This is a genomic window from Micromonospora zingiberis (assembly GCF_004331455.1).
Classification (GTDB): Bacteria; Actinomycetota; Actinomycetes; order Mycobacteriales; family Micromonosporaceae; genus Micromonospora; species Micromonospora zingiberis.
In genome coordinates this window covers 499,636-522,091 of record NZ_SJJR01000002.1, presented here as the reverse complement: position 1 = coordinate 522,091, position 22,456 = coordinate 499,636, and the positions used below count along the sequence as shown (strand labels likewise).

Genomic DNA, 22,456 nt, shown 5'->3' with positions numbered 1-22,456 from the left:
ACTGCTCGGGCGAGGAGTGAGCTTGCGAGCCCCGCAGTCCCGAGCCAAAATCAGCACTGCTCGGGCGAGGAGTGAGCTTGCGAGCCCCGCAGTCCCGAGCCAAAATCAGCACTGCTCGGGCGAGGAGTGAGCTTGCGAGCCCCGCAGTCCCGAGCCAAAATCAGCACTGCTCGGGCGAGGAGTGAGCTTGCGAGCCCCGCAGTCCCGAGCCAAATCGGGGGCGATCAGCTGCTGACCGGCGCGCTCTTCAGCCAGGACAGCGCGGCCTTGTGGTACGCCACGGCGAACTCCAGGGCGCTCGCGTCGTACGCGTCGCCTTCCTTGCGAGCGTTCTTGACCTGCTCGCGGACCCGGGCCAGGGCCTCGGTGTGGTATTCGTTGGCCGCGGCCTGAAGGCTCTTCAGCTGGTTCGCAGAGTGCAGTTGCCCGAAGGCGATCCGCAGGGCGATCGGGTTGCGGATGGTGTCGCGCCCCGGATCCTCGGCCAGCCAACGGGAGAATGTTCGTTTCCCGGCTGCCGTGATCGCGTACGGTTGACTCATCCGCGGCCCGGGCTTACCCAGCCGGACGAGACCCTTGTCGGCCAACACCGGCAGCTCCCGGTAGACCTGACTGCGGGTCATCGACCAGTACGGCGCCAGTCGGCGCTCAGCGGCGGCCATCAACTGGCCACCTGTCATGGGGCCCTCGTGGAGCAGCCCGAGCAGGGCCGCCGCCGTGGGGTTGACTCCGGATTCCGCCATGCCCTTCACGCTGCCACTTTGCCGGGCCGCCGTCCAGGATTTCACCGTTTCGCCACCCAATGGGGTTTCCTATGTGCACTGTCGGCGCGCGACGGTCCGCCACGGCACCACTCACCCGGGTAGCGCCCATCCCCGAGCAGCGGTGTTAAGCGGGGCCCCTTCCTATACACCAGGCGTTAAGAAGGGGCCCTTCCTTACATCTCAGCCCATGTGGGGGTAGGTGTGGTCGGTGGGCGGGACGAAGGTTTCCTTGATCGTCCGGGGGGACATCCAGCGGACCAGGTTGTGCCAGGAGCCGGCCTTGTCGTTGGTGCCGCTGGCGCGGGCCCCGCCGAAGGGCTGCTGCCCGACCACCGCACCGGTCGGCTTGTCGTTGATGTAGAAGTTGCCGGCCGCGTACCGCATCTTCTCGGCCACCGCGTCGACCACCCGGCGGTCGGTGGCGAAGATCGACCCGGTCAGCGCGTACGGCGCGATCGACTCGGCCTGGGTGACCACGTCGTCGAAGCGGGCGTCGTCGAAGACATGCACGCCGAGGATCGGCCCGAAGTACTCGGTGGTGAAGGTCTCGTGCGCCGGGTCGCCGCATTCGAAGATCGTCGGGCGGACGAACCAGCCGACCGAGTCGTCGGCGGTGCCGCCGGCGATGACCCGGCAGCTCTCGTCGGTGGAGATCAGCTCCAACGCGGCGGTGTGTCGGGCGAACGCCTTGTCGTCGATCACCGCGCCGCCGAAGTTACGGAAGTCGGTGACGTCGCCGTAGGCCAGCCCGTCCGCGGTGGCGGCCAGCCGGTCGCGCAGGCCACCCTCCCAGATCGACCGGGGGACGTACGCCCGGGAGGCCGCCGAGCACTTCTGGCCCTGGTATTCGAAGGCGCCCCGGATCAGCGCGGTGTGCAGGGCGTCGACGTCGGCGCTGGGGTGCGCGACCACGAAGTCCTTGCCGCCGGTCTCGCCGACCAGCCGGGGGTAGCCCCGGTAGCTGGCGATGTTCTCCCCCACGGTGCGCCACAGGTGCTGGAAGACCTTGGTGGAGCCGGTGAAGTGGATGCCGGCCAGGTCGGGGTCGGCCAGCACCACGTCGGAGACCTCCTCGCCCCGGCCGGTGACCATGTTGATCACGCCGGGCGGCAGGCCGGCGGCCTCGAACAGCCGCATGGTGAAGTGTGCGGCGAACTGCTGGGTCGGGCCCGGCTTCCAGACCACCGTGTTGCCGAGCAGGGCCGGCGCCGAGGGCAGGTTCCCGGCGATCGCGGTGAAGTTGAACGGGGTGACCGCGTAGACGAAGCCCTCCAGCGGCCGGTGGTCGAACCGGTTCCACACCCCGGGCGAGGACATCGGCTGCTCGGCGAGGAGCTTGCGGGCGAAGTACACGTTGAACCGCAGGAAGTCGATGAACTCGCAGGCGGAGTCGATCTCGGCCTGCACGGCGGTCTTCGACTGGCCGAGCATGGTGGCCGCGTTGAGGGTGTCCCGCCAGGGGCCGGCGAGCAGTTCGGCGGCGCGGAGGAAGATCGCCGCGCGCTCCTCGAAGGGCAGCGCCCGCCATCCGGGGGCGGCGTCCTTGGCGGCCTTGACGGCGGCCCGGGCGTCGTCGTGGGTGGCGTGCCCGGTGACGCCGAGCACGTGCGCGTGCCGGTGCGGTTGCACCACCCGGATCGACTCGCCGCCGGCCATCCGCTGCTCGCCCGCGATGGTCATCGGCAGGTCGATCCGCTCGCCGGCCAGCTCGGCGAGTCGCCGTTGGAGCCGTTCGGTGTCGGTGCTGCCCGGCTCGTAGGTGCGCACCGACTCGTTGCGCGGCTCGGGTACGGAGAACACGGCGTCCATCAGGGCTCCTGGCGATCTCGACGGCGATGGCGAAACCGGTCCCAGGGTGGCGGGACCTCGGCCCAATCTTTCCACGCCCAGCTTCGACCGATCGCACCCCGGCCAGCGGGCGACCAATGATCTACAGGTCATCGCGGTGATCTGGCACTGATTCGTACCCGGATAACCTGAGAGACCGAAGGAAAGTAGGTCGCCTCGGCGGCGCGCGGGGCTCGGACCGATGCCCGACCCGGGCGCGTACGCTGGATTGCCGGTGACGTACCCGGGCCAGGTCGTCGGGTCCGGTGGCAAAGGGGAGACGATGAGCAACCAGCCCGGCGGGCCGACCGCCGCGCAGCCCGACCGGCCGCCGACCACCGACCCGGTGGCCGCTGCACCGGGCTCGGCCCCGGGCCAGGTCGCCGACGGATCCGCCGCACCGGCCGGGCGGGCACCACGCGCGCCGGGCGCCATCGGGCTCGCGCTGTTGGCGGCCGGCTGGCTGGCCGCGATGCTCTGGTCCACCCGGGAAGCGATCAGCTCGGCCACCGCCGGGGTCACCGCGATCAGCCTGTCCGCCTTCGCGTTGCCGGGCGTGATCTCGGCCGCCCTGGTGGCCGGCGCCGCAGTGGGGCTGGCGGCCGGCGAACCGGTCACCCGTCGGGGCGACCGGGCCACCCTGCGCTTCGCGGTGGCGGTCGGTGCCGGCCTGCTGGTCGGCCTCGCCGCCGCCCTCGCCATCGACCTCAGCTACGCCGGAAACACCACCACCCGCACCATCGCCGGCACCACCGCCGCCGCGGCCGTCATCGGCGGCGCGCTGGCCGGCGCCCGCAACGGCGCAATCGTCGGCGCCGTCGCCTCCGCCGCGCTCGGCACGCTGGTCTTCGTCGTCGGGTTCAGTGTCGCCCGGGATCCGCTGTTCAACCTCTTCGGCGCCGGCGACAGCCAGCAGTCGCTGGTCACCGCGGCCAGCTGGGTGTCGCGTACCGAATCGTTGCTCGCCGGTCTCATCGCCGGCTTCCTGGCCTTCGGCTATCTCACCTGGGCACGGCGGCGGGCCGCCCGCCAGGACCCCACCGTCAGCGGCCTGCGCTGGCCGGCGTACCTGGTCGCCGGTGCCGGCCCCGGGCTGCTGCTCCTGCTCGCCGAGGTGATCATCCGCGTCGGCGGGCGTTCCCTGATCGACCTGGCCGCCGCCCTCAGCGAGGCGGACGCGGTGGCGCAGACCTCGCTCGGCACCTCCCGGGTGGACAACGGCATCTGGGTGCTGTTCGTGGGCGCGCTCACCGCCATGATCACCTTCGGGCGCACGCTGAGCCCGGCCGCCGAGGAGGACGCCGCCGGAGATGGTGGCGCCGGGGCCGGCGCCCCGGACGGCAGCGCGCCCGAGCCGACCGGCGCCGACGGCGGGTCGAAGACGGGTCGCTGAGCGGGCTACCGGTCACCCGGGCCGGCGGCGTCGCGCAGCAGGACTTCCAGCTCGCTGGGGTCGTACCACTCCAACTCGTGGTCCTCGGCACCATCGACGGTGAACTGCGCGTCGGGGTCGCCGGCCAGCGCCTCCACCACCACCTTCGCGGCGGCGTCGACATCCGGCACCGCGTCGGCGCCATCGACGTGCAGGGCCGCCACGGCGCCGGCCGGTACCGCCGCCCGCAGCTCCACCACGCTGGAACCCAGCTCACCGGCGCCCCGGTCGAGCGCTGACGCGGGCAGGTCGGCCGAGACCACCACCCGCCGACGCGGCGCCGCCGGGTCGTGCCGGAGCAGTTGCAGCGCATCCTGGGCGGCGCGGGTGAAGGCGACGTACTCCAACTCCTCCTCGTCGCCCTCGGCGTACCACTCGCGCAGCATCGGGGTCACGGCGTGCGCCTGGGTCGCGGTGAGTCCGTGTTCGGGCAGCCTGGTCAGCATCGGCACGGTTGCCGGCAGGTACACCCGGACAAGCTCGTCGGTCACCGTTGGTCTCCCCCGCTCTGCTTCGCTCGCCAGCGTTTTCCGCCGGCGGACGCACGATCTGCCGTACGCCCTGACCGTCATACACCCCGCACCCGCCTTGGCGGAAGTTCGGCACGGCCGGTGTGTCCTACCTGGCGTCGCGCATGGCATGCTCAGTGACTGCCGAGAAGTCAGCCCTCGATGGCAAACTGAGGCAAACGACGCCAACCCGGGGAGTTCTGGTGGAGCCGAGGTTCCTGCTCCTGTCCGACGTAGCCGCCGAGCTGAACGTGTCGGACTCGCAGGTCTACCACATGGTGCGCAGTGGCGAGCTACCCGCGATCAAGATCGGCGGCCGGGGTCAGTGGCGCGTGGAGCGCGCCCGACTGGAGGAGTACATCCAGCGGAAGTACGCGGAGACCGCCGAGTGGGTACGCGGCAACCCGCTGGCCGAGCGCGACCCCGAGTAGCCGGATCACCTCACGCAGCCATTGACCGACACCTCTGCCATGCCTGAGAATGGGGCTCATCGAAGGCAAACGAAGGCAAACGTAAGGAACATCGGCCGTGCGAGAAGTTGAGGGCAGGCGATGATGGATCCCCGACGACCTGGGCCGAGCCGCCCGCCCGTGCGACTGCGGCCGGCACCGGCGTACGACCCGCCCTTCGTCGACGAGGGCAGCGGCTGGCCCGGGCCCGGCGAGGGGCAACTCGCCCTCGACCTCTTCGCCCTCCCACCGTGGCCCGCACGGCGTGAACCCGACCGCCCACCGGTCCAGCGCGTCGCCGCCCGTCCAGTCCCGGGACGCCCCGCCCCGGCCCGGCAGCTACCGCCGGGCGCCCTGGCCACCGCCACCCCGGCGGCGACCCGGGTGGCCCACCGTTTCGTGGCCAACTGCATCGAGGTGTTCAACGGCTTCCGGCCGCCGGTGCAGCTGCGCCGCCAACTCGATCCGGCGCGCACCGCACAACTGCTGCCCGAGCTGGCTCGCGCCGCCTCCCGTGGCGTGCCGACGCGGCGCCGCAGCCCTCGCCCGGGTCTGCGGCTGCGCCGGCTGCGCGTCTGCGAGCTGAACCCGGCCGCCATCGAGGCCGCCGCCGTGCTCACCGGAGCGGCCGACGCCAGCTGGGCCATGGCGTTACGCCTGGAACACCGGCGCGGCAGTTGGCTCTGCACCGACCTGCGCGTGCTCTGACGACGTGCCGGCGGCACGCCACAACAGGTACTGTCTCGCGGATCTTGGTGTGAAATGGCCCGCATGGAGGCCGTCTCGCACCAAGATCCGCGACTCTAGGATCAATCAGCTGGCGTTGCCACCCGGGGCGCCGTGGCAGCGCTTGTACTTACGCCCGGAGCCGCAGGGGCACGGTGCGTTGCGGGAGGGGCCGTTGCTGGCCGCCGCCTGCCCGGTGCTCGCCGACTGGCGGGCCGTGCTGGACGCCACCCCGGCACCGCGCACCCCGCCGGCCGGACGCTGCGGCGCCGCTGGGGCGGTCCGCCCGGGTGCCGCCGGGGCGCCGGGCGCCGGACCGCCGATGCCGAGCGCCGGCGCCCGCTGGTCGTCACGCTGCACGGCAACCGCACCGGCCCCGGCCTCGCCGTCGATGGTCGGCGCGGAGTACTGCAACCCCTGCTGCTGCGGCGCGCGGCCCAGGCCCTTGGCCCGGATCTCCACCGGCTTGTCCAGCAGTTGGACTTCCTCGGCCTCGGCCTCGGCCTCGGCCTCAGGCTCGTCGACCTGCACCTCAAGGTTGTAGAGGAAGCCGACCGTCTCCTCCTTGATGCCGTCCATCATGGTGGTGAACATGGCGAAGCCCTCGCGCTGGTATTCCACCACCGGGTCACGCTGGGCGTACGCCCGCAGCGTGATGCCCTCCTGGAGGTAGTCCATCTCGTAGAGGTGCTCGCGCCACTTGCGGTCGATGACCTGGAGCAGCACCATCCGCTCCAGCTGCCGGGTGCCCTCGGCGCCGAGTTGCTCCTCCCGCCGGTCGTACGCGCCGTGCGCGTCCTCCCGCAGTCGGGAGGTCAGGAAGTCCGCGTCGATGGCGCCTCGGGCACCGCCGGCCTCCTCCTCGATCTCCTCGATGGTGATGCCCACCGGGTAGAGCTGCTTGAGGCTGGACCAGAGCTGCTCAAGATCCCAGTCCTCGGCGTAGCCCTCGGAGGTGGCCCCCCGAACGTACGCCTCGATCACGTCGTCGATCATGTTGCGGACCTGCTCGGAGAGGTCCTCGCCGTTCAGTACGCGCAGCCGCTCGGCGTAGATCACCTGGCGCTGCTTGTTCATGACCTCGTCGTACTTGAGGACGTTCTTGCGAATCTCGGCGTTCTGACCCTCGATCTGGGCCTGGGCGCTCTTGATCTGGCGGGTGACCATCTTGGACTCGATGGGCACGTCCTCCGGAATGTTGAAGCGCTCCATGACCGCCTCGACCGCGCCGGAGCGGAACCGCTTCATCAGCTCGTCCTGCAACGACAGGTAGAAGCGCGACTCACCCGGGTCGCCCTGCCGGCCGGACCGACCGCGCAGCTGGTTGTCGATCCGCCGGGACTCGTGCCGCTCGGTGCCCAGCACGTAGAGCCCGCCGGCGGCGCCCACCTCATCGGCCTCGGCGTCGCAGGCCTGCTTCCACTTCGGCAGGACCTCCTCCATCGCCTTGTCGTACTCCTCGGCGTTCTCCTCCGGGTCGAGGCCGCGCTGGCGCAGCTCGCTCGCGGCGAGGAACTCGGGGTTGCCGCCGAGCAGGATGTCGGTGCCTCGACCGGCCATGTTGGTGGCCACCGTGACCGCGCCCTTGCGACCGGCCTGCGCGACGATCTCCGCCTCGCGGGCGTGGAACTTCGCGTTCAGCACCGAGTGCGGGATGCCCCGGCGGCGCAGCAACTGGGACAGGATCTCGGAGTTCTCCACCGAGACGGTGCCGACCAGCACCGGCTGCCCGGCCTGGTGCCGCTCGGCGATGTCCTCGATGACCGCGTTGAACTTGGCCTTCTCGGTCTTGTAGATGACGTCGGCGCGGTCCTGCCGGACCATCGGCCGGTGGGTCGGGATGGTCACCACGCCGACCTTGTAGACCTTGTTGAACTCGCCCGCCTCGGTCTGGGCGGTACCGGTCATGCCGGAGAGCTTGTCGTAGAGGCGGAAGTAGTTCTGGAGGGTGATGGTGGCCAGGGTCTGGTTCTCCTGCTTGATCTCCACCCCCTCCTTGGCCTCGATCGCCTGGTGCATGCCCTCGTTGTAGCGACGGCCGTGCAGGATGCGGCCGGTGAACTCGTCGACGATGAGGACCTCGCCGTCGCTGACGATGTAGTCCTTGTCGCGCTTGTAGAGCTCCTTGGCCTTGATGGCGTTGTTCAGGTAGCCGACCAGCGGGGTGTTCACCGACTCGTAGAGGTTGTCGATGCCGAGCCGGTCCTCGACCTTGGCCACGCCGCGTTCGGTGACCGCGATGGTGCGCTTGGAGTAGTCGACCTCGTAGTCGCCCTCGCCGTCCTTACCGAGCTGCAACCGGGCCACCACGGCGGCGAACTCGCCGTACCAGCGGGCGGAGTGCTCGGCCGGGCCGGAGATGATCAGCGGGGTCCGGGCCTCGTCGATCAGGATGGAGTCGACCTCGTCGACCACGGCGAAGTTGTGGCCGCGCTGGACCAGCTCGTCCTTCGACCAGGCCATGTTGTCGCGCAGGTAGTCGAAGCCGAACTCGTTGTTCGTGCCGTAGGTGATGTCGCACTCGTACGCCGCGCGGTGCTCGGCGGCGGGCCGGTTGGGCAGCACCACGCCGACGGTCAGCCCGAGGAACTGGTGCACCCGGCCCATCCAGGCGGCGTCCCGCTGCGCCAGGTAGTCGTTGACGGTGACCACGTGCACGCCCTTGCCGGACAGCGCGTTGAGGTAGACCGGCATGACCGAGGTCAGGGTCTTGCCCTCACCGGTCTTCATCTCGGCGATGTTGCCGAAGTGCAGCGCCGCGCCACCCATCACCTGCACGTCGTACGGCCGCTGGCCGAGCACCCGCGCCGCTGCCTCCCGGCAGACCGCGAACGCCTCGGGCAACAGGTCGTCCAGGGTCTCGCCTTCGGCGAGCCGTTCCCTGAACTGCTCGGTCATGCCACTCAGCTCGTCGTCGGTGAGGTTGACGTAGTCGTCCTCGATCGAGTTGACGGCGGCGGCAATCGCCTTGAGCCGGCGCACCATGCGCCCCTCGCCCGCGCGAAGGACCTTTTCCAGAATCGACACGGATCAACGCTCCCCTAGACAGTCTCGAACCATCGTAGGCGTTTCATCGGGCCAATGGTCACTGGTGGCGGCGGTCGGCCATGCCGAAACCGACATAACGCACGACAGGCCGGGTCGCGCGCCGGTTTTCCTGTTACGCCGTGGGCGAACGATCCGGCACGATGGGTCGGATGGAGCCCGTGGAGATCATCGAGGCCGGCCTGGTGCTCCGGCCGTGGCGCGCCGAGGATGCCGACGACCTGCACCGTGCCTTCCAGGACCCGGACATCCAGCGCTCGACCAGCATCCCGCGTCCGTACCTGCCGGAACACGCACGGACATTCGTCGCCAAGCGGACGCAACAGTGGGAAGAGGGCACCGCAGCGTCCTTCGCGGTCTGCGACGCCAGCACCGGCCAACTACTCGGCGGCTGTGACCTGCACACGATCGACCGCACCCGTGAGCTCAGCGAGATCGGCTACTGGACCGCGCCGTGGGCCCGCGGGCAGGGGGTGGCGGTTCGCGCGGTCCGGGCCCTCGCCCGCTGGGCCTTCGACGAACTGAAGCTGCGCCGGCTGCTCTGGGTGGCGACGACGGGCAACCACGCCTCCCGCCTGGTCGCCCTCCGGGCCGGCTTCCGGATCGAGGGCCGGCTGCGCCGCGCCGACCCGCGATCCGGCAGCTACGAGTGGTTCGGCTCGCTGCGGCCCGGTGACGTGCCGGCACCCGGCGCCCTCGGCCCGGCCGGACCGGGCACTCTGGAGGCGCACCGGGCCGCCGTCTTCGGCCGGCCGCAGCCGACCCTGTTGGCCACCACCGGAGGGTACGAGTTGCGCCTGCGCCCGTTGGCGGAACGCGACCTCGACGAGTTGGTGGTCACCTGCCAGGATCCGGACACGCTGCGCTGGACCACCGTGCCGGAGGCGTACGACCGGTCGGCGGCCGAGTCCTACCTGACCTCCTGCCGGGACTGGTGGGCCGGCGGCATCGCCGCGTGCTACGTGATCGCCGACGACCAGGACCGCTATGCCGGCTCGATCGACCTGCGGCTGTCACCCGCCGACCCGCTGCTGGCCGACGTCGGCTTCATGACCGCGCCATCCGCGCGCGGCCGGGGCTACCAGCCGGCGGCGCTGGCGGCCCTGACCACCTGGGGCTTCGCCGTTCTCCGGCTGGCCCGGATCGAGTGGCGGGCCAACGTCGGCAACGTCGCCTCGCGCCGGGTCGCCGAGAAGGCCGGCTTCACCATGGAGGGCACCGCCCGGGCTGCCCTCAACCATCGGGGTGCCCGGGTCGACGCCTGGATCGGCGCGCTACTCGCCGAGGACCTGGCCGGCGACCAGCAGACCAGCGGCACCGCAGGGACCGATCGCGGGCCGGGCCAGGTGACGGCATGACGCCCGAGACCATCGAAACCCAGGGCGTACGCCTGCGGCCGTTCCGCCTGGACGACGTGGCCGACATCGTCGCCGGCTGCGCCGACCCGCTCACCCAGCGGTTCCTCGACGGCCTGCCCGACCCGTACACCGAGGCGGACGCCCGGCGGTGGGTCACCGAGGGCGCACCAGCGGCCTTCACCGCTGGCGGGGCCGCGTACGCCGTCGCCGATCCGGCCACCGATCGGCTGCTCGGCACGGTCGGGCTGAGCCATCCGGTGCCGCAGCGGCGCCAGGCAGAGATCGGCTACTGGGTGTTGCCGGACGCGCGGGGACGCGGGGTGGCCACCGCGGCGACCCGGGCGTTGGCCGCGTACGCCTTCACCAGCGGCACCGAACGGCTGGAACTGCTCACCGCGGTGGAGAACGCGGCCAGCCAACGGGTCGCGCTGGCCGCCGGTTTCCGGCCCGAGGGGGTACGCCGAGGCGCCGGCGCGGCGCGCGGTGGTGGCCGGCGCGACCTCACGGTGTGGGTCCGCCTGGCCGACGATCCGCCCGGGCCGTACCCCCGACCGCTGCCCGACCTGCCCGGCGGGCGGCTCACCGACGGCATGGTCGTGCTGCGGCGGCTCGTGCCCGAGGACAGCGACGAGATGTACCGCCTGCACACCAGCCCGGACGTGATGGCCACCCGGGTGCCACCCGGCGCACCCACCCGCGAGGAGATCGACCGGCGCGGCCAGGGGGCGGCGAGTCAGTGGCTGGGCGGCAGGGTCGCGGCGATGACCATCCTCGACGCCACGTCGGGGGCGGTGGCCGGCAGTTGCATGCTGCTCTACGACCAGCCCGCCGCCGGTCAGGCGATGCTCGGCTACAGCCTGTTCCCGGCCTGGCGTGGACGCGGCTACGCCACCCGCACGGTACGACTGCTCGCCCGGTGGGGCTTCGAACACGTCGGCCTGGCTCGGCTGTGGGCCGGCACCCTGCCGGAGAACCTGGCCTCCCGGCGGGTGCTGGAACGGGCCGGCTTCCGCTACGAGGGACTGTTGCGCGCCCGGTTGCCCGGCGCGGACGGCAGCCGGGCCGACTCGACGGTGTTCGGGCTGCTCCCCGGCGACCTGCTGGGCTGACCGGCGACGGTACGGCGCGGGCGGGGACGGCTGCCGTCCCCGCCCGCGCCGCTGCCGGTCAGATGTCGAGCGAGATGATGCCGTAGTCGTACGCGTGTCGCCGGTAGACCACGCTCGGGCGCCCGGACTCCTTGTCCTGGAACAGGTAGAAGTCGTGGCCGACGAGTTCCATCTGGAACAGCGCGTCGTCGATGGTCATCGGCTCGGCCGGGTGCACCTTCTCCCGGGCGAGGTGCCACGGCTGGTCGTCGTACTCGTCGTCCTCGGCCCGCTCGGCGACGGCGGTCGCGGTGCCACCCGGCGCGGCCAGCGCGGAGGTGGGCAGGTCGGTGACGGGCAGGCCGGCGGTGGCGGCGGCGACCGACAGTGGCGCGTGCCGGCCCCGGTGCACGCGGCGGCGATCGGCGGCGCGCCGTAGTCGGGCGTCGAGCTTGGCGATCGCGGCGTCCAGTGCACTGTAGAAGTCGCTGGTGCAGGCTTCGGCCCGGATCACCGGGCCGCGCGAGAAGCAGGTGATCTCCACCCGCTGGCAATGGTCGGCCTGGCGCGGATTGCGCTCGTGGAAGAGTTCCACCTCGGCACGGATTAGCTTGTGGTCGTAGCGTTCGATCTTTGCGAGTTTTTCTGCTACGTGCACCCGGTAATGGTCCGGCACTTCGACGTTACGGCCCTTGACCACGATGTCCACGTGACCTCCCTTGTTCGGACGGTCGTTGCTCCGAGAACTCCGGTCGCGCGTCCGGGGAAGGGTCCCGCTCGGCGTCGACCGGTCAATACGGCTACGCCTCCTCTCACCGCCGGGAGTGGGTGGGATGGCCTTCCTACCCCCGACAGGCAAACGCTAACTCTTGTTTGCCCGGCCGTCACCCCCAGTCGTCGACAACGCCCAGGAATTTCCACAGCTCACACACGAAGGGGTGAAATGGAAACACAATCGGTCACGGCTGGTGCCTTTTCTCGGTGGCCGCCAGCACCGCCGCCACCGACGGCGACAGTCCTCGTACGCTCAGCAGTCGGCTGATCGCGGCGAGGGTCGACCCGGTGGTGATGATGTCGTCCAACAACACCACCGTCGCGCCGCGTGGCGCCGGTCCGGCTTCCGGCCGCACCCGGAAGGCGGCCATCGCCGTCGCCGCCCGTCCGGCGCTGTCCAGCGTGACCGAGTCCGGTCGTGGCGTCGCGCGTACCGGCCGGGCGATCCGCACCTGCCAGCCGGCCGCGCCGAGCCGGCGGGCACAGTGCCGGGTCAGCCGACCGAGGTGGTCGCCGTAGCGGGCCCGCGCCGCCGCCGGGGTGTCCGGCACCGGCACCAGCACCAGCGGCCGGGCCGGGCCGACGGCCGTCGCCACCACCTCGGCGAGCAGCGCACCGAGAGGTCGGGCCAGACTGTGCCGGCCATGCTCCTTGTACGCGAGCAGGGCTTCCCGCAGTGGTCCGCCGTATCTGCCCAACGCGTGACACGGTGGCAGTCCCGCCGGGGCGGGTACCGGTCGGACCATCCCCGGGCGCAGCGCCCGCAGCGCGGTCACACAGTCCGGGCACACCCCGTGCCGTAGCCCGGACCGGCGCTGTCGGCAGCCGGCGCACTCCGTGGGCAGCACCAGGTCGGTCAGATCCGTCCACAGCCCGCGCAGCACTGGCGACTCAGTACAGGAAGATGGGTGCGGTGGGGTTGCCCGGACGGACGCCGGCAGGCGGTGCGGCGACGTCCTGGACCTGTTCCCGCACGATCCGCTCGAACGGGTTGTTGCGGTAGATCACCCCGTTGGCCTCGTACATGAACGTGCCGGCGAGCGGCGAGGTCGGGGCGGCGGGGTAGGCCGCCAGGTGGGTGACCTCGGCGCCAGCGTCGTCCCGCAGCCGGGTCTCCAGCGCGCCGTCGATGCTGACGTCGTAGATCGCCGGCCGACCGGCCGCGCCGGCCACCAACAGGCGACTCTCCGCCCACCAGTCGACCACCGTCAGCCGGGTCAGCGAGGTGGCCAGCCGCCGGGTGGGACCGATGGTGGGTACGCCGCCCTCCCAGCTGATCGCGGCGACGTGCAGCGCGCCGCCGACGATCAGGGCGATCCGGTGCCCGTCCAGGGCGGCCGCCACCGCGTCGACCCGCCCGGGCAGGCCGAGTTGTACCGGGTACATCGCCGCCCGACCGTCGAAGCGGTACAGCTCGCCGTCGGCGACCACCAGGCCGGCCGGCTGGTCGCCGGTGCGCAGCCAGACCGGCCGGCCGATCGCGGTGTGCAACGGCCCCGCCGTGAAGCTCTCCACCACGTCCCTGCCCCGGCCGACGTTCAGCCGTTGCCGGCCGTCCGCCCCGGCCACCACCAGGGCGGCCAGCACGTCGTCGCCAGCGCGGCGCAGCCCTGCGGAGACCACGTCGTGGTTCGCGGCGGGCGCCACGGGAACCCGCCCGATCGACTCGTTGGCCACGGCGAGTGCGTGGATCGCGCCCTCGTAGACGCAGAATCGCCGGGCGTTGTCGTCGAGCCGGTACAGCTGGTTCGCCGTCCGCTGCTCACCGAGGTCGACCAACTTGCGGGACTGGTTGAGGATCTTGATCTCCAGGATGCCGTCCAGTTCCAGCAGAGACCAGGCCAGTTGGGTGGCGAACTGCTCCAGCCGGACGTCATCGGCGCCCGGCATGTCGAGGTTGACCTCCCACCGGCCGTCCGAGCCGGTGGCATTGTTGATCATCTCGGTGCGGTCGGGCAGGCCGGAGACGCCGACCCGCAACCAGTCCGAGGGGCCGGCGGTCAGCCATCGGACCACCTCGCTCACCCGACGCTCGGCGGGCACCGCCGAGGAGAGATAGCGCAGGTCGGACACCAGGCGGGTGCGTTCGGAGTTCCAGAAGTAGATGGACTCCGCCTGGTAGTACAGGCGCAGCGCCTCGTCGCTGAGCAGCAGCACGTTCGGTGGGCTGCTGACGTAGAAGCTGGCGTCGTCCTGGCCTGCCGGACCGGCGTTGACCAGGCGGAACTCGTACGTCGTCTCGGTGGCCAGGGGGGGCACCAGCATGCCGTTGGTCCGCAACAGGCCGACCTGCTGCACGGCGATGGTGACCTTCATGCTGTCGACGTCCTGCTCGATCACCGGGTCGTCGGTGAGCCGGACCACCGACAGCGCCACCTCGCTGCCCTGCTTCACCTGCAGGCCGCTGCGTTCCGGCACCGCGATGAACTGCTTGACCCGCTCGTACGCCCGATCCGGTTCGCCCGCCGCGGCGGCCAGGAAGTTACGCACGAAGGCCTCGGCGTCGCTTCCGCTGGCCTCCCTGTTCGGTGGTTCGCTGCCCCGCCCCAGCGACCAGCTGGTCTCGGCCGCCGGCCCCCGGTGGTCGGTCTGCACCGCCGAGCGCTCGGGGATGCCGCAGCCCGCCGGCCCGACCATCACCAGCACCGCGCCGAGCACGCCGCTGAGCAGTCGCCGCTTCACGACGCCACCTCCGCGCGCTGTTCGGGGGCCGGCGCCGCCGGCCCGACCACGAGCACCCCGTCCGAGGCGGGACCGATGGCCAGCAGACCATCGGTGGACGTCGCGCCGAACGGCAGGGTGGCGTCGGCCGGCACCAGCCGCAGCGGCGAGGTGATCAGGCGATCGCCGGCCCGCGCCGGCAGGGTGAGCCGGAACTGGGCGCCCTGCCCGGGTGCCCCCCACGCCTCCAGCCAGCCGCCGTGCAGCCGCGCGTCCTCCAGGCTGATCGACAGTCCCAGCCCGGTGCCACCGGTCTGCCGGGCCCGGGACGGATCGGCCCGCCAGAACCGGTTGAAGACCAACTTTTCCTCGCCGGGCTTGAGTCCCACCCCGTGATCGCGCACGGTCACCGCGACGGCGGTGTCATCGATGCCCAGGGTGATCCGCACCGGCCGCCCCTCGCCGTGCTCCACGGCGTTGCCGACCAGGTTGCGCAGCACCCGCTCGACCCGGCGCGGGTCGATCTCGGCGATCACCGGAGCGGTCGGCACGTCCAGCTCGATCTCCACGCCGACCCGCTCGGCCAGCCCGGAGAGCCGGTCCACCACCCGGTGCACCACCGGCACCACGTCGGTCGGCTCGGCGTCGAGGACCGCGAAACCCGCGTCGAACCGGCTGATCTCCAGCAGGTCGGTCAGCAGTTCCTCGAACCGGTCCAGCTCGGCCTGCAACAGCTCGGCGCTGCGCGCCACCGCCGGCTCGAAGCCGTCGCGCTCGGCAAAGATCAGATCGGCCGCCATCCGTACCGTGGTCAGCGGGGTGCGCAATTCGTGCGAGACGTCCGAGGTGAATCGGCGCTGTAGCCGGGACATCTCCTCCAGGCGCAGGATCTGCCGTTGCAGGTTGGTGGCCATCTGGTTGAAGGAGGCGGCGAGCAGGGCCAGGTCGTCCTCGCCGTTGACCGCCATCCGCTGGTCGAGCAGGCCGGCGGAGAGCCGCTGGGCGGTGCGCGCCGCCACCCGTACCGGCGTCACCACCAGCCGGGTCACCAGCGCCGCGAGCAGGCCGAGCAGCAGCACCAGGGCCACTCCGGTGGCCACCACCGTGGCTCGCGCCTGGCTGGCCGTCGTGTCCTGCAAGGTCAGCGGCACGAAGTAGTAGAGCTCCACCTGACCGAAACGGGTCGGCACCGGCGACCCGTAGACCAGGTACTTCGTGGCCCGGTCGCCGGTGAGCCGGCCGGTCTGGATCTGGTTGGCCACGTTGCCGCCGGCCACCGCCGCCCGCAGGTCAGGGCTGAGCAACGGCCGGAAATCGACCGCCGGCGAACTACGCGGCAGGATCATCCCGCCGGCACCGTCCGCGGTCAGCGCCACCACCACTCCGCTGGTCTGCTGCGGGTCGCCGCCGGCCAGGTAGTTGACCGTGCCGTCGATGGTCTCCTGGAGCTGGGCCTCCTGCGGCTGGCTGTAGAGGCTGAACTGCTTGGCCGCGTAATCCGCGCCGCTGGTCAGCCGCGACCGTACGTCGGTCTTGGCGTTGTCCAGCAGGATGCTGGTGATCTTGTCGGCGATCAGGAACGCGAACCCACCCACCAGCAGGCTGGACACCACCAGCGTGATGGTGACCACCCGCACCTGGAGCGAGCGGCGCCAGGTCTGGTGCAGTCCGGCGAGCAGCCGGGCGAGGCGACCGCTGAGCCGGCGCCACAACTCCCGCCCGACGCCGGGCCGGCGGGACGTCGCGTCAAGATCGGGGATCGGGGAGGTGGTCACAGTGTGACCAGGCTATCCGGTACCCGCCTTGTAGCCCACGCCCCGCACGGTCAGGATGATTTCCGGCCGCTCCGGATCCGGCTCGATCTTGGCCCGGAGTCGCTGCACGTGCACGTTGACCAGACGGGTGTCGGCCGCGTGCCGGTAGCCCCAGACCTGTTCCAGCAGGACCTCCCGGGTGAAGACCTGGCGCGGCTTACGGGCCAGCGCCACCAGCAGGTCGAACTCCAACGGGGTCAGCTTCACCTCCTCGCCGTTGCGGCTGACGGTGTGCGCCGGCACGTCGATGGCGATCTGGTTGCCCGGCGGACCGATGGTGAGCAGTTCCGGCGCCGCGTCCTCGCCCCGCCGCAACCGGGCCCGCATGCGGGCCACCAGTTCCTTGGGCTTGAACGGCTTCACCACGTAGTCGTCGGCCCCGGACTCCAGGCCGAGTACCACGTCGACGGTGTCGCTCTTGGCGGTCAGCATCACTATCGGTACGCCCGATTCAGCCCGAATCGCCCGCGCCACGTCGATGCCGCTCATTCCGGGCAGCATGAGGTCGAGCAGGACGATATCGGGTCGATTGTCGCGGAACGCGGCCAATGCCCGTTCTCCGTCCGCCACGAAGGAGGGCATGAAACCCTCGCTGCGCAGGACGATGCCGAGCATCTCGGCGAGCGCAGGGTCGTCGTCGACCACCAGTACCCGGGCTCTCATGGGGTTAATGTTTCCATCCCGTTCAGTTCAGGGGGTTCGGGCGCCTCCCCGGCACGCTACTGCCGGGACCCGCGCCGTGCCCAACACCAGCAGGTACACGCTCACACGAGCCGCCCCGCCGGCCGGGACTGCACCTGTGCCACCCGCGCGTGTCAACATGATCCCTGGCCGCGCCGCCGCGCGCCACCGCCCTCGCCTTCGACAGGAGTGCGCGTGCCCCACGCAGGCCCGACCGCCGTACTCCCCGGCCGGCCGCTCACCGTCGGTGAACTGCTCGACTCCGCCGTGCTGTTGCTGCGGGAGCACGCGGGGGCACTGCTCCCCCTGGCCGGCGCGCTCGCCGTCGTCGAACAGGTCCTCCTGCTGCCCCTGCGGACCGCCGTCGGCGCCAATCCGCCACTGTGGTGGGCCCCCTCGCTGAACGGCCTCGCGCCCTTCCTGCTCCTGCTCGCCATCGGCGCGGCGAGCGAGGCAATGATCATCATGTTGCTCGGCAACCCGGCCGCCCGCGCGGCCGGCAGCGCCCTGGTCGGTCGCCGGATCGCCACCCGGGACCTGCTCCGCCCCGGCGGTGCCCGCTGGGGCGCCACCCTGCTGCTCTGCCCGGTCGTCGGCGCCACCGTGGTCCTCGCCTCGCTGCTCGGCCCGGCCTGGTTCGTCGGCTTCGCGCTGCTCGGCGCGGTCGCCCCGGCACTGGCACTGGACCGGCTCCCGCCACTGCGTGCGCTTACTCGCTCCGTCACCCTCGCGCTACGCGTCGACGGTCGCGCCGCCGCCCTGCGGCTGCTCGGCTACCTCGTCTGGTGGATTCTCCGGGTCGGCCTCGCCTGGGGTCTGCTCACCGGGCTGTCCGCGCTGGACCTGATCGCGGCCGGCTGGGCCGTCCCGATCGCGATGCTGATGTGGGCGGCCGTGAACACGGTCGCCTACGCGGCCCTGGCCTGCCTGGATGCGGTGCTGCACCTGGAGACCCGGATCCGCACCGAAGGGCTGGACATCCACCTCTCCCGGGCGCCCGTCGGCGCACCGCAGGCCGCCCTGTTGGCGGTGCGTGGATGAGCTTCAGTCGATGGTGGACCGAGGCCACCGCCGCGCTCGGCGACCATCTCCCGCTCCCCCTGGTCGCGCTGCTGCTGGTGCTGTTCACGGCACTGGTCGCCGCCGCCTGGTACACCTATCCCGCCTGGGTGCCCCGCCGGATACCCCGGCCTCGGCGGCGCCGACGCCCCGCCCGGTCGCCCCGCCCGGCCACCGCCGGCACCGCCGACCCGTCCGGCGCCCCGCCCCCGCAACCGACCGAATCGCCCGCACCGAGCGCCGCGCTGGCCGACCGGTTGGCCGCCGAGGGGCGCTACGACGAGGCGGTCCGGGAGCGGCTGCGCGGCATGGTCCGCGACCTGGCCGACCGCGACGTGGTGCGGGTCCGGCCCGGCATGACGGTCACCGAGATCGTCACGGCGGCCACCGCCAGTCGCCCACCGGCCGGACCACCCCTCACCGGCGCCGCGACCATCTTCGCGCAGGTGTGGTACGCCCAGCGGCCCGCCACAGCCGACCACGACCACCGGATGCGCGAGCACGCCGTCGGGCTGCGACGCCTGCTCACCGAGCTACCCGAGACCACCCCGGACGGCCGCGGCGCACCGGACGGGGCTGGGGAGCTGGCGCGGTGAGCGGATCGGGCGTACGGCAGCGGCGCCGCCACCGGATCATGATTCCGGTGCTGGTGAGCGCCCTGATGATCGTCACCACGCTGGTGACCCGCACGATCGACCAGCCGGACCAGACCGATGCCGGCTTCCTGTCCCCGCTGGCGACCGGCGACGACGGCGGCCGTCGGCTGGCCGCGAGCCTGGCCGGGCGGGGCGTCGAGGTACGACGGGAGACCGACACCCTTGCGGCGCTGCGGGCCACCCGGTCCGGCCCGGCCACCCTGTTCGTCCCGGCGCCGGAGTTGCTGCACCCGCAGACCGTCGACTACCTGGGCCTGCTGCCCGGTCACACCCGGCTGGTGCTGGTCGATCCGCCCCGGCGGGTGCTGGCTGCCGCCGGAATACCGCTGCGCCCGGCGGGCCGGCGGTGGGCGGCCCAGGCCGTCGACCCGCACCGCACCGGCCCCTGCGCGCTGACCGAGGTCACCGGCGCGACAGCCGCCGTCACCCGGCAGCGGTACGCCCCCACCGGCACACCCGGCTCTGCGGACCTCTGCTACTCCGCCGGGCTGGCCCGGGTGCCCGGCCCGACCGAAAGCGTCGTGGTGGGCGCCAGCGACCCGTTCCGCAACGGCCGGATCGGCGAGTGGGACAACCAACGCTTCGCCACCGGTCTGCTCGCCACCACCGGACGGGTGCTCTGGCTCGACCTCGACGGGCCGGCACCGGCACCGCCCACGCCCAGCGCCGTCCCCGCCCCGCCGCCGCCCGAGCCGGACGACGACACCTATGGCGAACCCGGTGACGACCAGGACGACCTCGGCACCGGCGACGGCGCCGCCCCGACCCCCCACGACCAGCCGGACGGCAACGCGTCCGGCTCCGGCGGACCGGGCCGGGAGCAACACGCCAACCCGCTCTGGTCGGCCTTTCCGCCCTGGTTCTGGGCGCTGCTGGCGCAGCTCGCCCTGGCGGCGCTGCTGATCGCCGCGGCACGGGCCCGGCGTTTCGGTCCGCCCACCCCGGAACCGCTGCCGGTGACCGTTTCGGCCGCGGAGACGGTGCTCGGCCGCGCCCGGCTCTACCAACAGGCCAAGGCACACCGGAGCACCGCCGAGGTGCTCCGGGCCGCCGCGAAGGCCCGGCTGGGAAACCGACTGCACCTGCCGGCCGACGCCCCATCCGCCGACGTCGCCGCCGTCGTGGCCGCCGACACCGGCGAACACCCGGACACGGTTCGCGAGTTGCTCGCCGGCGATGCCCCCGGCACCGACCACGAACTGCTGGAACTGGCCAGTGACCTGGACCGTGCGGCGCGCGACCCGCACCCGTCCGGCACCCGGCCGCCGCTGCCCCGAACCGAAGGAGACACCCGGTGACCCGACCCGCCACGATCACCGACCCGCTGGCCACCGACCCCAGCCGGGCCGCGCTGCACCGGTTGCGCGCCGAGGTGGCCAAGGCGGTCGTCGGGCAGGACGGGGTGGTCACCGGGCTGATCATCGCCTTGCTCTGCCGCGGTCACGTGCTGCTGGAGGGCGTACCCGGGGTGGCCAAGACCCTCCTGGTGCGCACCGTCGGCGCGGCGCTCGACCTGACGACCCGGCGGGTGCAGTTCACGCCCGACCTGATGCCGGGCGACGTCACCGGTTCGATGATCTTCGACTCGCGTACCGCGGCCTTCACCTTCCGACAGGGACCGGTCTTCACCAACCTGCTGCTCGCCGACGAGATCAACCGGACCCCGCCGAAGACCCAGTCCGCCCTGCTGGAGGTGATGGAGGAACGACAGGTCACCATCGAGGGCGAGCAGCATCCGCTGCCCGACCCGTTCATCGTCGCCGCCACCCAGAACCCGGTGGAGTACGAGGGCACCTACCCGCTGCCCGAGGCCCAGCTGGACCGGTTCCTGCTCAAGCTCACCGTGCCGTTACCCGCCCGTGAGGAGGAGTTGGGTGTCCTCCGCGCCCACCACGCCGGCTTCGATCCCCGGGACCTGACCGCCGCCGGGGTACGCCCGGTGGCCGGTGCGGCCGACCTCGCCGTGGCCCGCGCGGCGGTCGGTCGGGTCCACGTCGCCGAGCCGCTGTTCGGCTACGTCGTCGACCTGTGCCGGGCCACCCGCGCCACGCCCGCGCTCGAACTCGGTGCCTCGCCACGCGGAGCGACGGCGCTGCTCGGCACCGCCAAGGCGTGGGCCTGGCTGGCCGGGCGCGATCACGTGGTGCCCGACGACGTGAAGGCGATGGCGCGGCCCACCCTGCGGCACCGGCTGCGGTTGCGCCCGGAGGCCGAACTGGAGGGCGTCGGGGTGGACGCCGTACTGGACACGGTGTTGGCCACCGTGCCGGCACCACGATGACCTGGCGGGCGGCGGCGCTGCTCGCGGCCGGTGCGCTGACCCTGCCCGCCTGGCCCGCACCGTTCGTCGCGGTGGCGGTGATGACCGGCGCGGTCCTGCTGCTGTGTGCCCTGGATTTCGGGTTGGCCGCACCACTGCGGGCACTCACCGTCGAACGCGACGGCGAACGGTCCGTGCGGCTCGGCGAGACCGCCACGGTCACGCTGCACCTGCACAACGCCGCCGGCCGTACGCTGCGCGCCCAACTCCGCGACGCGTGGGTGCCGTCGGCCGGGGCCCGACCGGACGTGCCACCCGGCCGCGTCGTGCAGGTGGCCCCCGGTGACAGCGTGGCCCTGCCCAGCCGGCTCACCCCGACCCGCCGGGGCGACCGGCCGGCGGTGGCGCTGACGGTCCGCTCACTCGGGCCGCTCGGGCTGGCGTTCCGGCAGCGCACCGGCCAGCCGCCCACCCCGCCGTGGACGCTGCGCGTACTGCCCCGCTTCGACTCGCGTCGGCACCTGCCGGAGAAGCTGTCGAGGCTGCGGGTGCTCGACGGAACGCAGGTCGGCCAGGGGCGCGGCGCGGGCACCGAGTTCGACACCCTGCACGACTACGTGCCCGGTGACGACGTGCGTTCCATCGACTGGCGGGCCAGCGCCCGCCGGGCCGAGGTGCTGGTGCGCACCTGGCGACCGGAACGGGACCGGCGGCTGGTCTGCGTGCTGGACACCGGACGTACGTCGGCCGTACGACTCGGTGACGAGCCGCGCCTGGACACCTCGATCGACGCGGCGCTGCTGCTCACCGCCCTGGCGGCGCGGGCCGGTGACCGGGTGGACGTACTCGCCGCCGATGCCGCGCCGCGTGCGTCGGTCATCGGGGCCGAACGCCCGGCCCAGTGGCCACGGCTGGCCTTTGCCCTCGCCCCGCTGCAACCCGCGCTGGTGGAGACCGACTTCCACCTGATCGCGGGCGAGTTGCTGCGCCGCCACCGCCCGCGCAGCCTGGTGGTGTTGCTCACCGCGCTGGAACCCGGTGCGCTCGGCGCGGGACTGCTGCCCGTGCTGCCCCGGCTCACCGCCCGGCACCGGGTGCTGGTGGCGACGTCCCAGGATCCGGTGCTGGCCGCGCTCACCAGCGCGCCGCCCCGCCACCCGGGAGACGCCTACGGCGCCGCCGCTGCCTGGCGTACGTTGGCCGAACGTGACCGCCTGGCGGCGATCCTGGCCCGCCACGGCGTGGCCGTCGTCGACGTTCCCGCGCCCCGACTGGCTCCCGCCCTGGCCGATGCCTACCTCCACCTCAAGGCCACCGGCCGGCTCTGACCCAGGCCGCCCGAGATCGAGGTGC

At 72.3% G+C, this 22,456-nt stretch carries 19 protein-coding genes; 10 read left to right on the top strand and 9 right to left on the bottom strand.

Translation table 11 applies throughout. The features are described 5' to 3' along the window. Window positions 1-224: 224 nt before the first annotated feature. Both E0H26_RS05375 and pruA read right to left on the bottom strand, forming a co-directional pair. Window positions 225-743, bottom strand: a complete 519-nt coding sequence (locus E0H26_RS05375) for a PadR family transcriptional regulator (protein ID WP_131301406.1) — start codon at window positions 741-743, stop codon at window positions 225-227. 201 nt (window positions 744-944) lie between these two features. After that, window positions 945-2,573 carry an L-glutamate gamma-semialdehyde dehydrogenase gene (gene pruA / locus E0H26_RS05370; protein WP_131301404.1) on the bottom strand — a complete coding sequence of 543 codons (1,629 nt, stop codon included), beginning with the start codon at window positions 2,571-2,573 and terminating at the stop codon, window positions 945-947. 301 nt (window positions 2,574-2,874) lie between these two features. Here pruA and E0H26_RS05365 point away from each other — a divergent pair, with 301 nt between their 5' ends. Beyond that, window positions 2,875-3,984, top strand: a complete 1,110-nt coding sequence (locus E0H26_RS05365; protein WP_240742010.1) for a hypothetical protein — start codon at window positions 2,875-2,877, stop codon at window positions 3,982-3,984. Between the two features lie 5 nt (window positions 3,985-3,989). On the opposite strand, the gene E0H26_RS05360 is transcribed toward E0H26_RS05365, so the two are convergent. After that, window positions 3,990-4,514, bottom strand: a complete 525-nt coding sequence (locus E0H26_RS05360; protein WP_131301402.1) for a DUF6912 family protein — start codon at window positions 4,512-4,514, stop codon at window positions 3,990-3,992. A gap of 218 nt (window positions 4,515-4,732) precedes the next feature. Here E0H26_RS05360 and E0H26_RS05355 point away from each other — a divergent pair, with 218 nt between their 5' ends. Both E0H26_RS05355 and E0H26_RS05350 read left to right on the top strand, forming a co-directional pair. Next, window positions 4,733-4,963, top strand: a complete 231-nt coding sequence (locus E0H26_RS05355) for a helix-turn-helix domain-containing protein (protein ID WP_206024892.1) — start codon at window positions 4,733-4,735, stop codon at window positions 4,961-4,963. 120 nt (window positions 4,964-5,083) lie between these two features. Further along, window positions 5,084-5,689, top strand: a complete 606-nt coding sequence (locus E0H26_RS05350) for an Rv3235 family protein (protein WP_131301398.1) — start codon at window positions 5,084-5,086, stop codon at window positions 5,687-5,689. A gap of 105 nt (window positions 5,690-5,794) precedes the next feature. On the opposite strand, the gene secA is transcribed toward E0H26_RS05350, so the two are convergent. Next, window positions 5,795-8,734, bottom strand: coding sequence for a preprotein translocase subunit SecA (gene secA / locus E0H26_RS05345; RefSeq protein ID WP_131301396.1), 2,940 nt, complete (start codon window positions 8,732-8,734; stop codon window positions 5,795-5,797). Between the two features lie 170 nt (window positions 8,735-8,904). On the opposite strand from secA, the gene E0H26_RS05340 reads away from it, so the two are divergent. Both E0H26_RS05340 and E0H26_RS05335 read left to right on the top strand, forming a co-directional pair. Next, the gene (locus E0H26_RS05340) at window positions 8,905-10,110 is read left to right on the top strand and encodes a GNAT family N-acetyltransferase (RefSeq protein ID WP_131301394.1); all 1,206 of its coding nucleotides are present in this window, start codon (window positions 8,905-8,907) and stop codon (window positions 10,108-10,110) included. Then, on the top strand, window positions 10,107-11,219 hold the full coding sequence (locus E0H26_RS05335) for a GNAT family N-acetyltransferase (protein WP_131301392.1): 1,113 nt from the start codon (window positions 10,107-10,109) through the stop codon (window positions 11,217-11,219). Before E0H26_RS05340 ends, E0H26_RS05335 begins: the two co-directional genes overlap by 4 nt. 58 nt (window positions 11,220-11,277) lie before the next feature. Here E0H26_RS05335 and hpf read toward each other — a convergent pair whose 3' ends face one another. From hpf to mtrA, 5 genes are all read right to left on the bottom strand, one after another. Continuing rightward, on the bottom strand, window positions 11,278-11,907 hold the full coding sequence (hpf, locus tag E0H26_RS05330) for a ribosome hibernation-promoting factor, HPF/YfiA family (RefSeq protein ID WP_131301390.1): 630 nt from the start codon (window positions 11,905-11,907) through the stop codon (window positions 11,278-11,280). 250 nt (window positions 11,908-12,157) lie between these two features. Further along, window positions 12,158-12,853 carry a ComF family protein gene (locus E0H26_RS05325; RefSeq protein ID WP_420812789.1) on the bottom strand — a complete coding sequence of 232 codons (696 nt, stop codon included), beginning with the start codon at window positions 12,851-12,853 and terminating at the stop codon, window positions 12,158-12,160. A gap of 10 nt (window positions 12,854-12,863) precedes the next feature. Continuing rightward, window positions 12,864-14,654, bottom strand: a complete 1,791-nt coding sequence (locus E0H26_RS05320) for an LpqB family beta-propeller domain-containing protein (protein WP_131301386.1) — start codon at window positions 14,652-14,654, stop codon at window positions 12,864-12,866. After that, entirely contained in the window at window positions 14,651-16,408 is a 1,758-nt protein-coding gene (gene mtrB / locus E0H26_RS05315) for an MtrAB system histidine kinase MtrB (protein WP_131301384.1), read from the bottom strand. The genes E0H26_RS05320 and mtrB overlap by 4 nt, the downstream gene beginning before the upstream one ends. A gap of 12 nt (window positions 16,409-16,420) precedes the next feature. Then, window positions 16,421-17,110: an MtrAB system response regulator MtrA gene (gene mtrA / locus E0H26_RS05310; protein ID WP_013731734.1), complete on the bottom strand. Its 690-nt coding sequence runs from the start codon at window positions 17,108-17,110 to the stop codon at window positions 16,421-16,423. Window positions 17,111-17,323: 213 nt separating this feature from the next. Between mtrA and E0H26_RS05305 the strand changes: the two genes are divergently transcribed. Genes E0H26_RS05305 through E0H26_RS05285 form a run of 5 tightly spaced genes read left to right on the top strand, consistent with a single transcriptional unit; the run spans window position 17,324 to window position 22,431 of the window. Then, window positions 17,324-18,169, top strand: coding sequence for a hypothetical protein (locus E0H26_RS05305; RefSeq protein WP_131301382.1), 846 nt, complete (start codon window positions 17,324-17,326; stop codon window positions 18,167-18,169). Continuing rightward, entirely contained in the window at window positions 18,166-18,783 is a 618-nt protein-coding gene (locus E0H26_RS05300; RefSeq protein WP_131301380.1) for a DUF4129 domain-containing protein, read from the top strand. Before E0H26_RS05305 ends, E0H26_RS05300 begins: the two co-directional genes overlap by 4 nt. Continuing rightward, a complete protein-coding gene (locus E0H26_RS05295; protein WP_206024880.1) occupies window positions 18,780-20,141 on the top strand; it encodes a DUF4350 domain-containing protein in 1,362 nt (453 codons plus the stop codon). The genes E0H26_RS05300 and E0H26_RS05295 overlap by 4 nt, the downstream gene beginning before the upstream one ends. Continuing rightward, window positions 20,138-21,124 (top strand): AAA family ATPase, encoded by a 987-nt coding sequence (locus E0H26_RS05290; protein WP_206024878.1) that lies wholly within the window; start codon window positions 20,138-20,140, stop codon window positions 21,122-21,124. Before E0H26_RS05295 ends, E0H26_RS05290 begins: the two co-directional genes overlap by 4 nt. Continuing rightward, window positions 21,121-22,431 carry a DUF58 domain-containing protein gene (locus tag E0H26_RS05285; RefSeq protein ID WP_131301378.1) on the top strand — a complete coding sequence of 437 codons (1,311 nt, stop codon included), beginning with the start codon at window positions 21,121-21,123 and terminating at the stop codon, window positions 22,429-22,431. Before E0H26_RS05290 ends, E0H26_RS05285 begins: the two co-directional genes overlap by 4 nt. The last annotated feature ends 25 nt before the right edge of the window (window positions 22,432-22,456 follow it).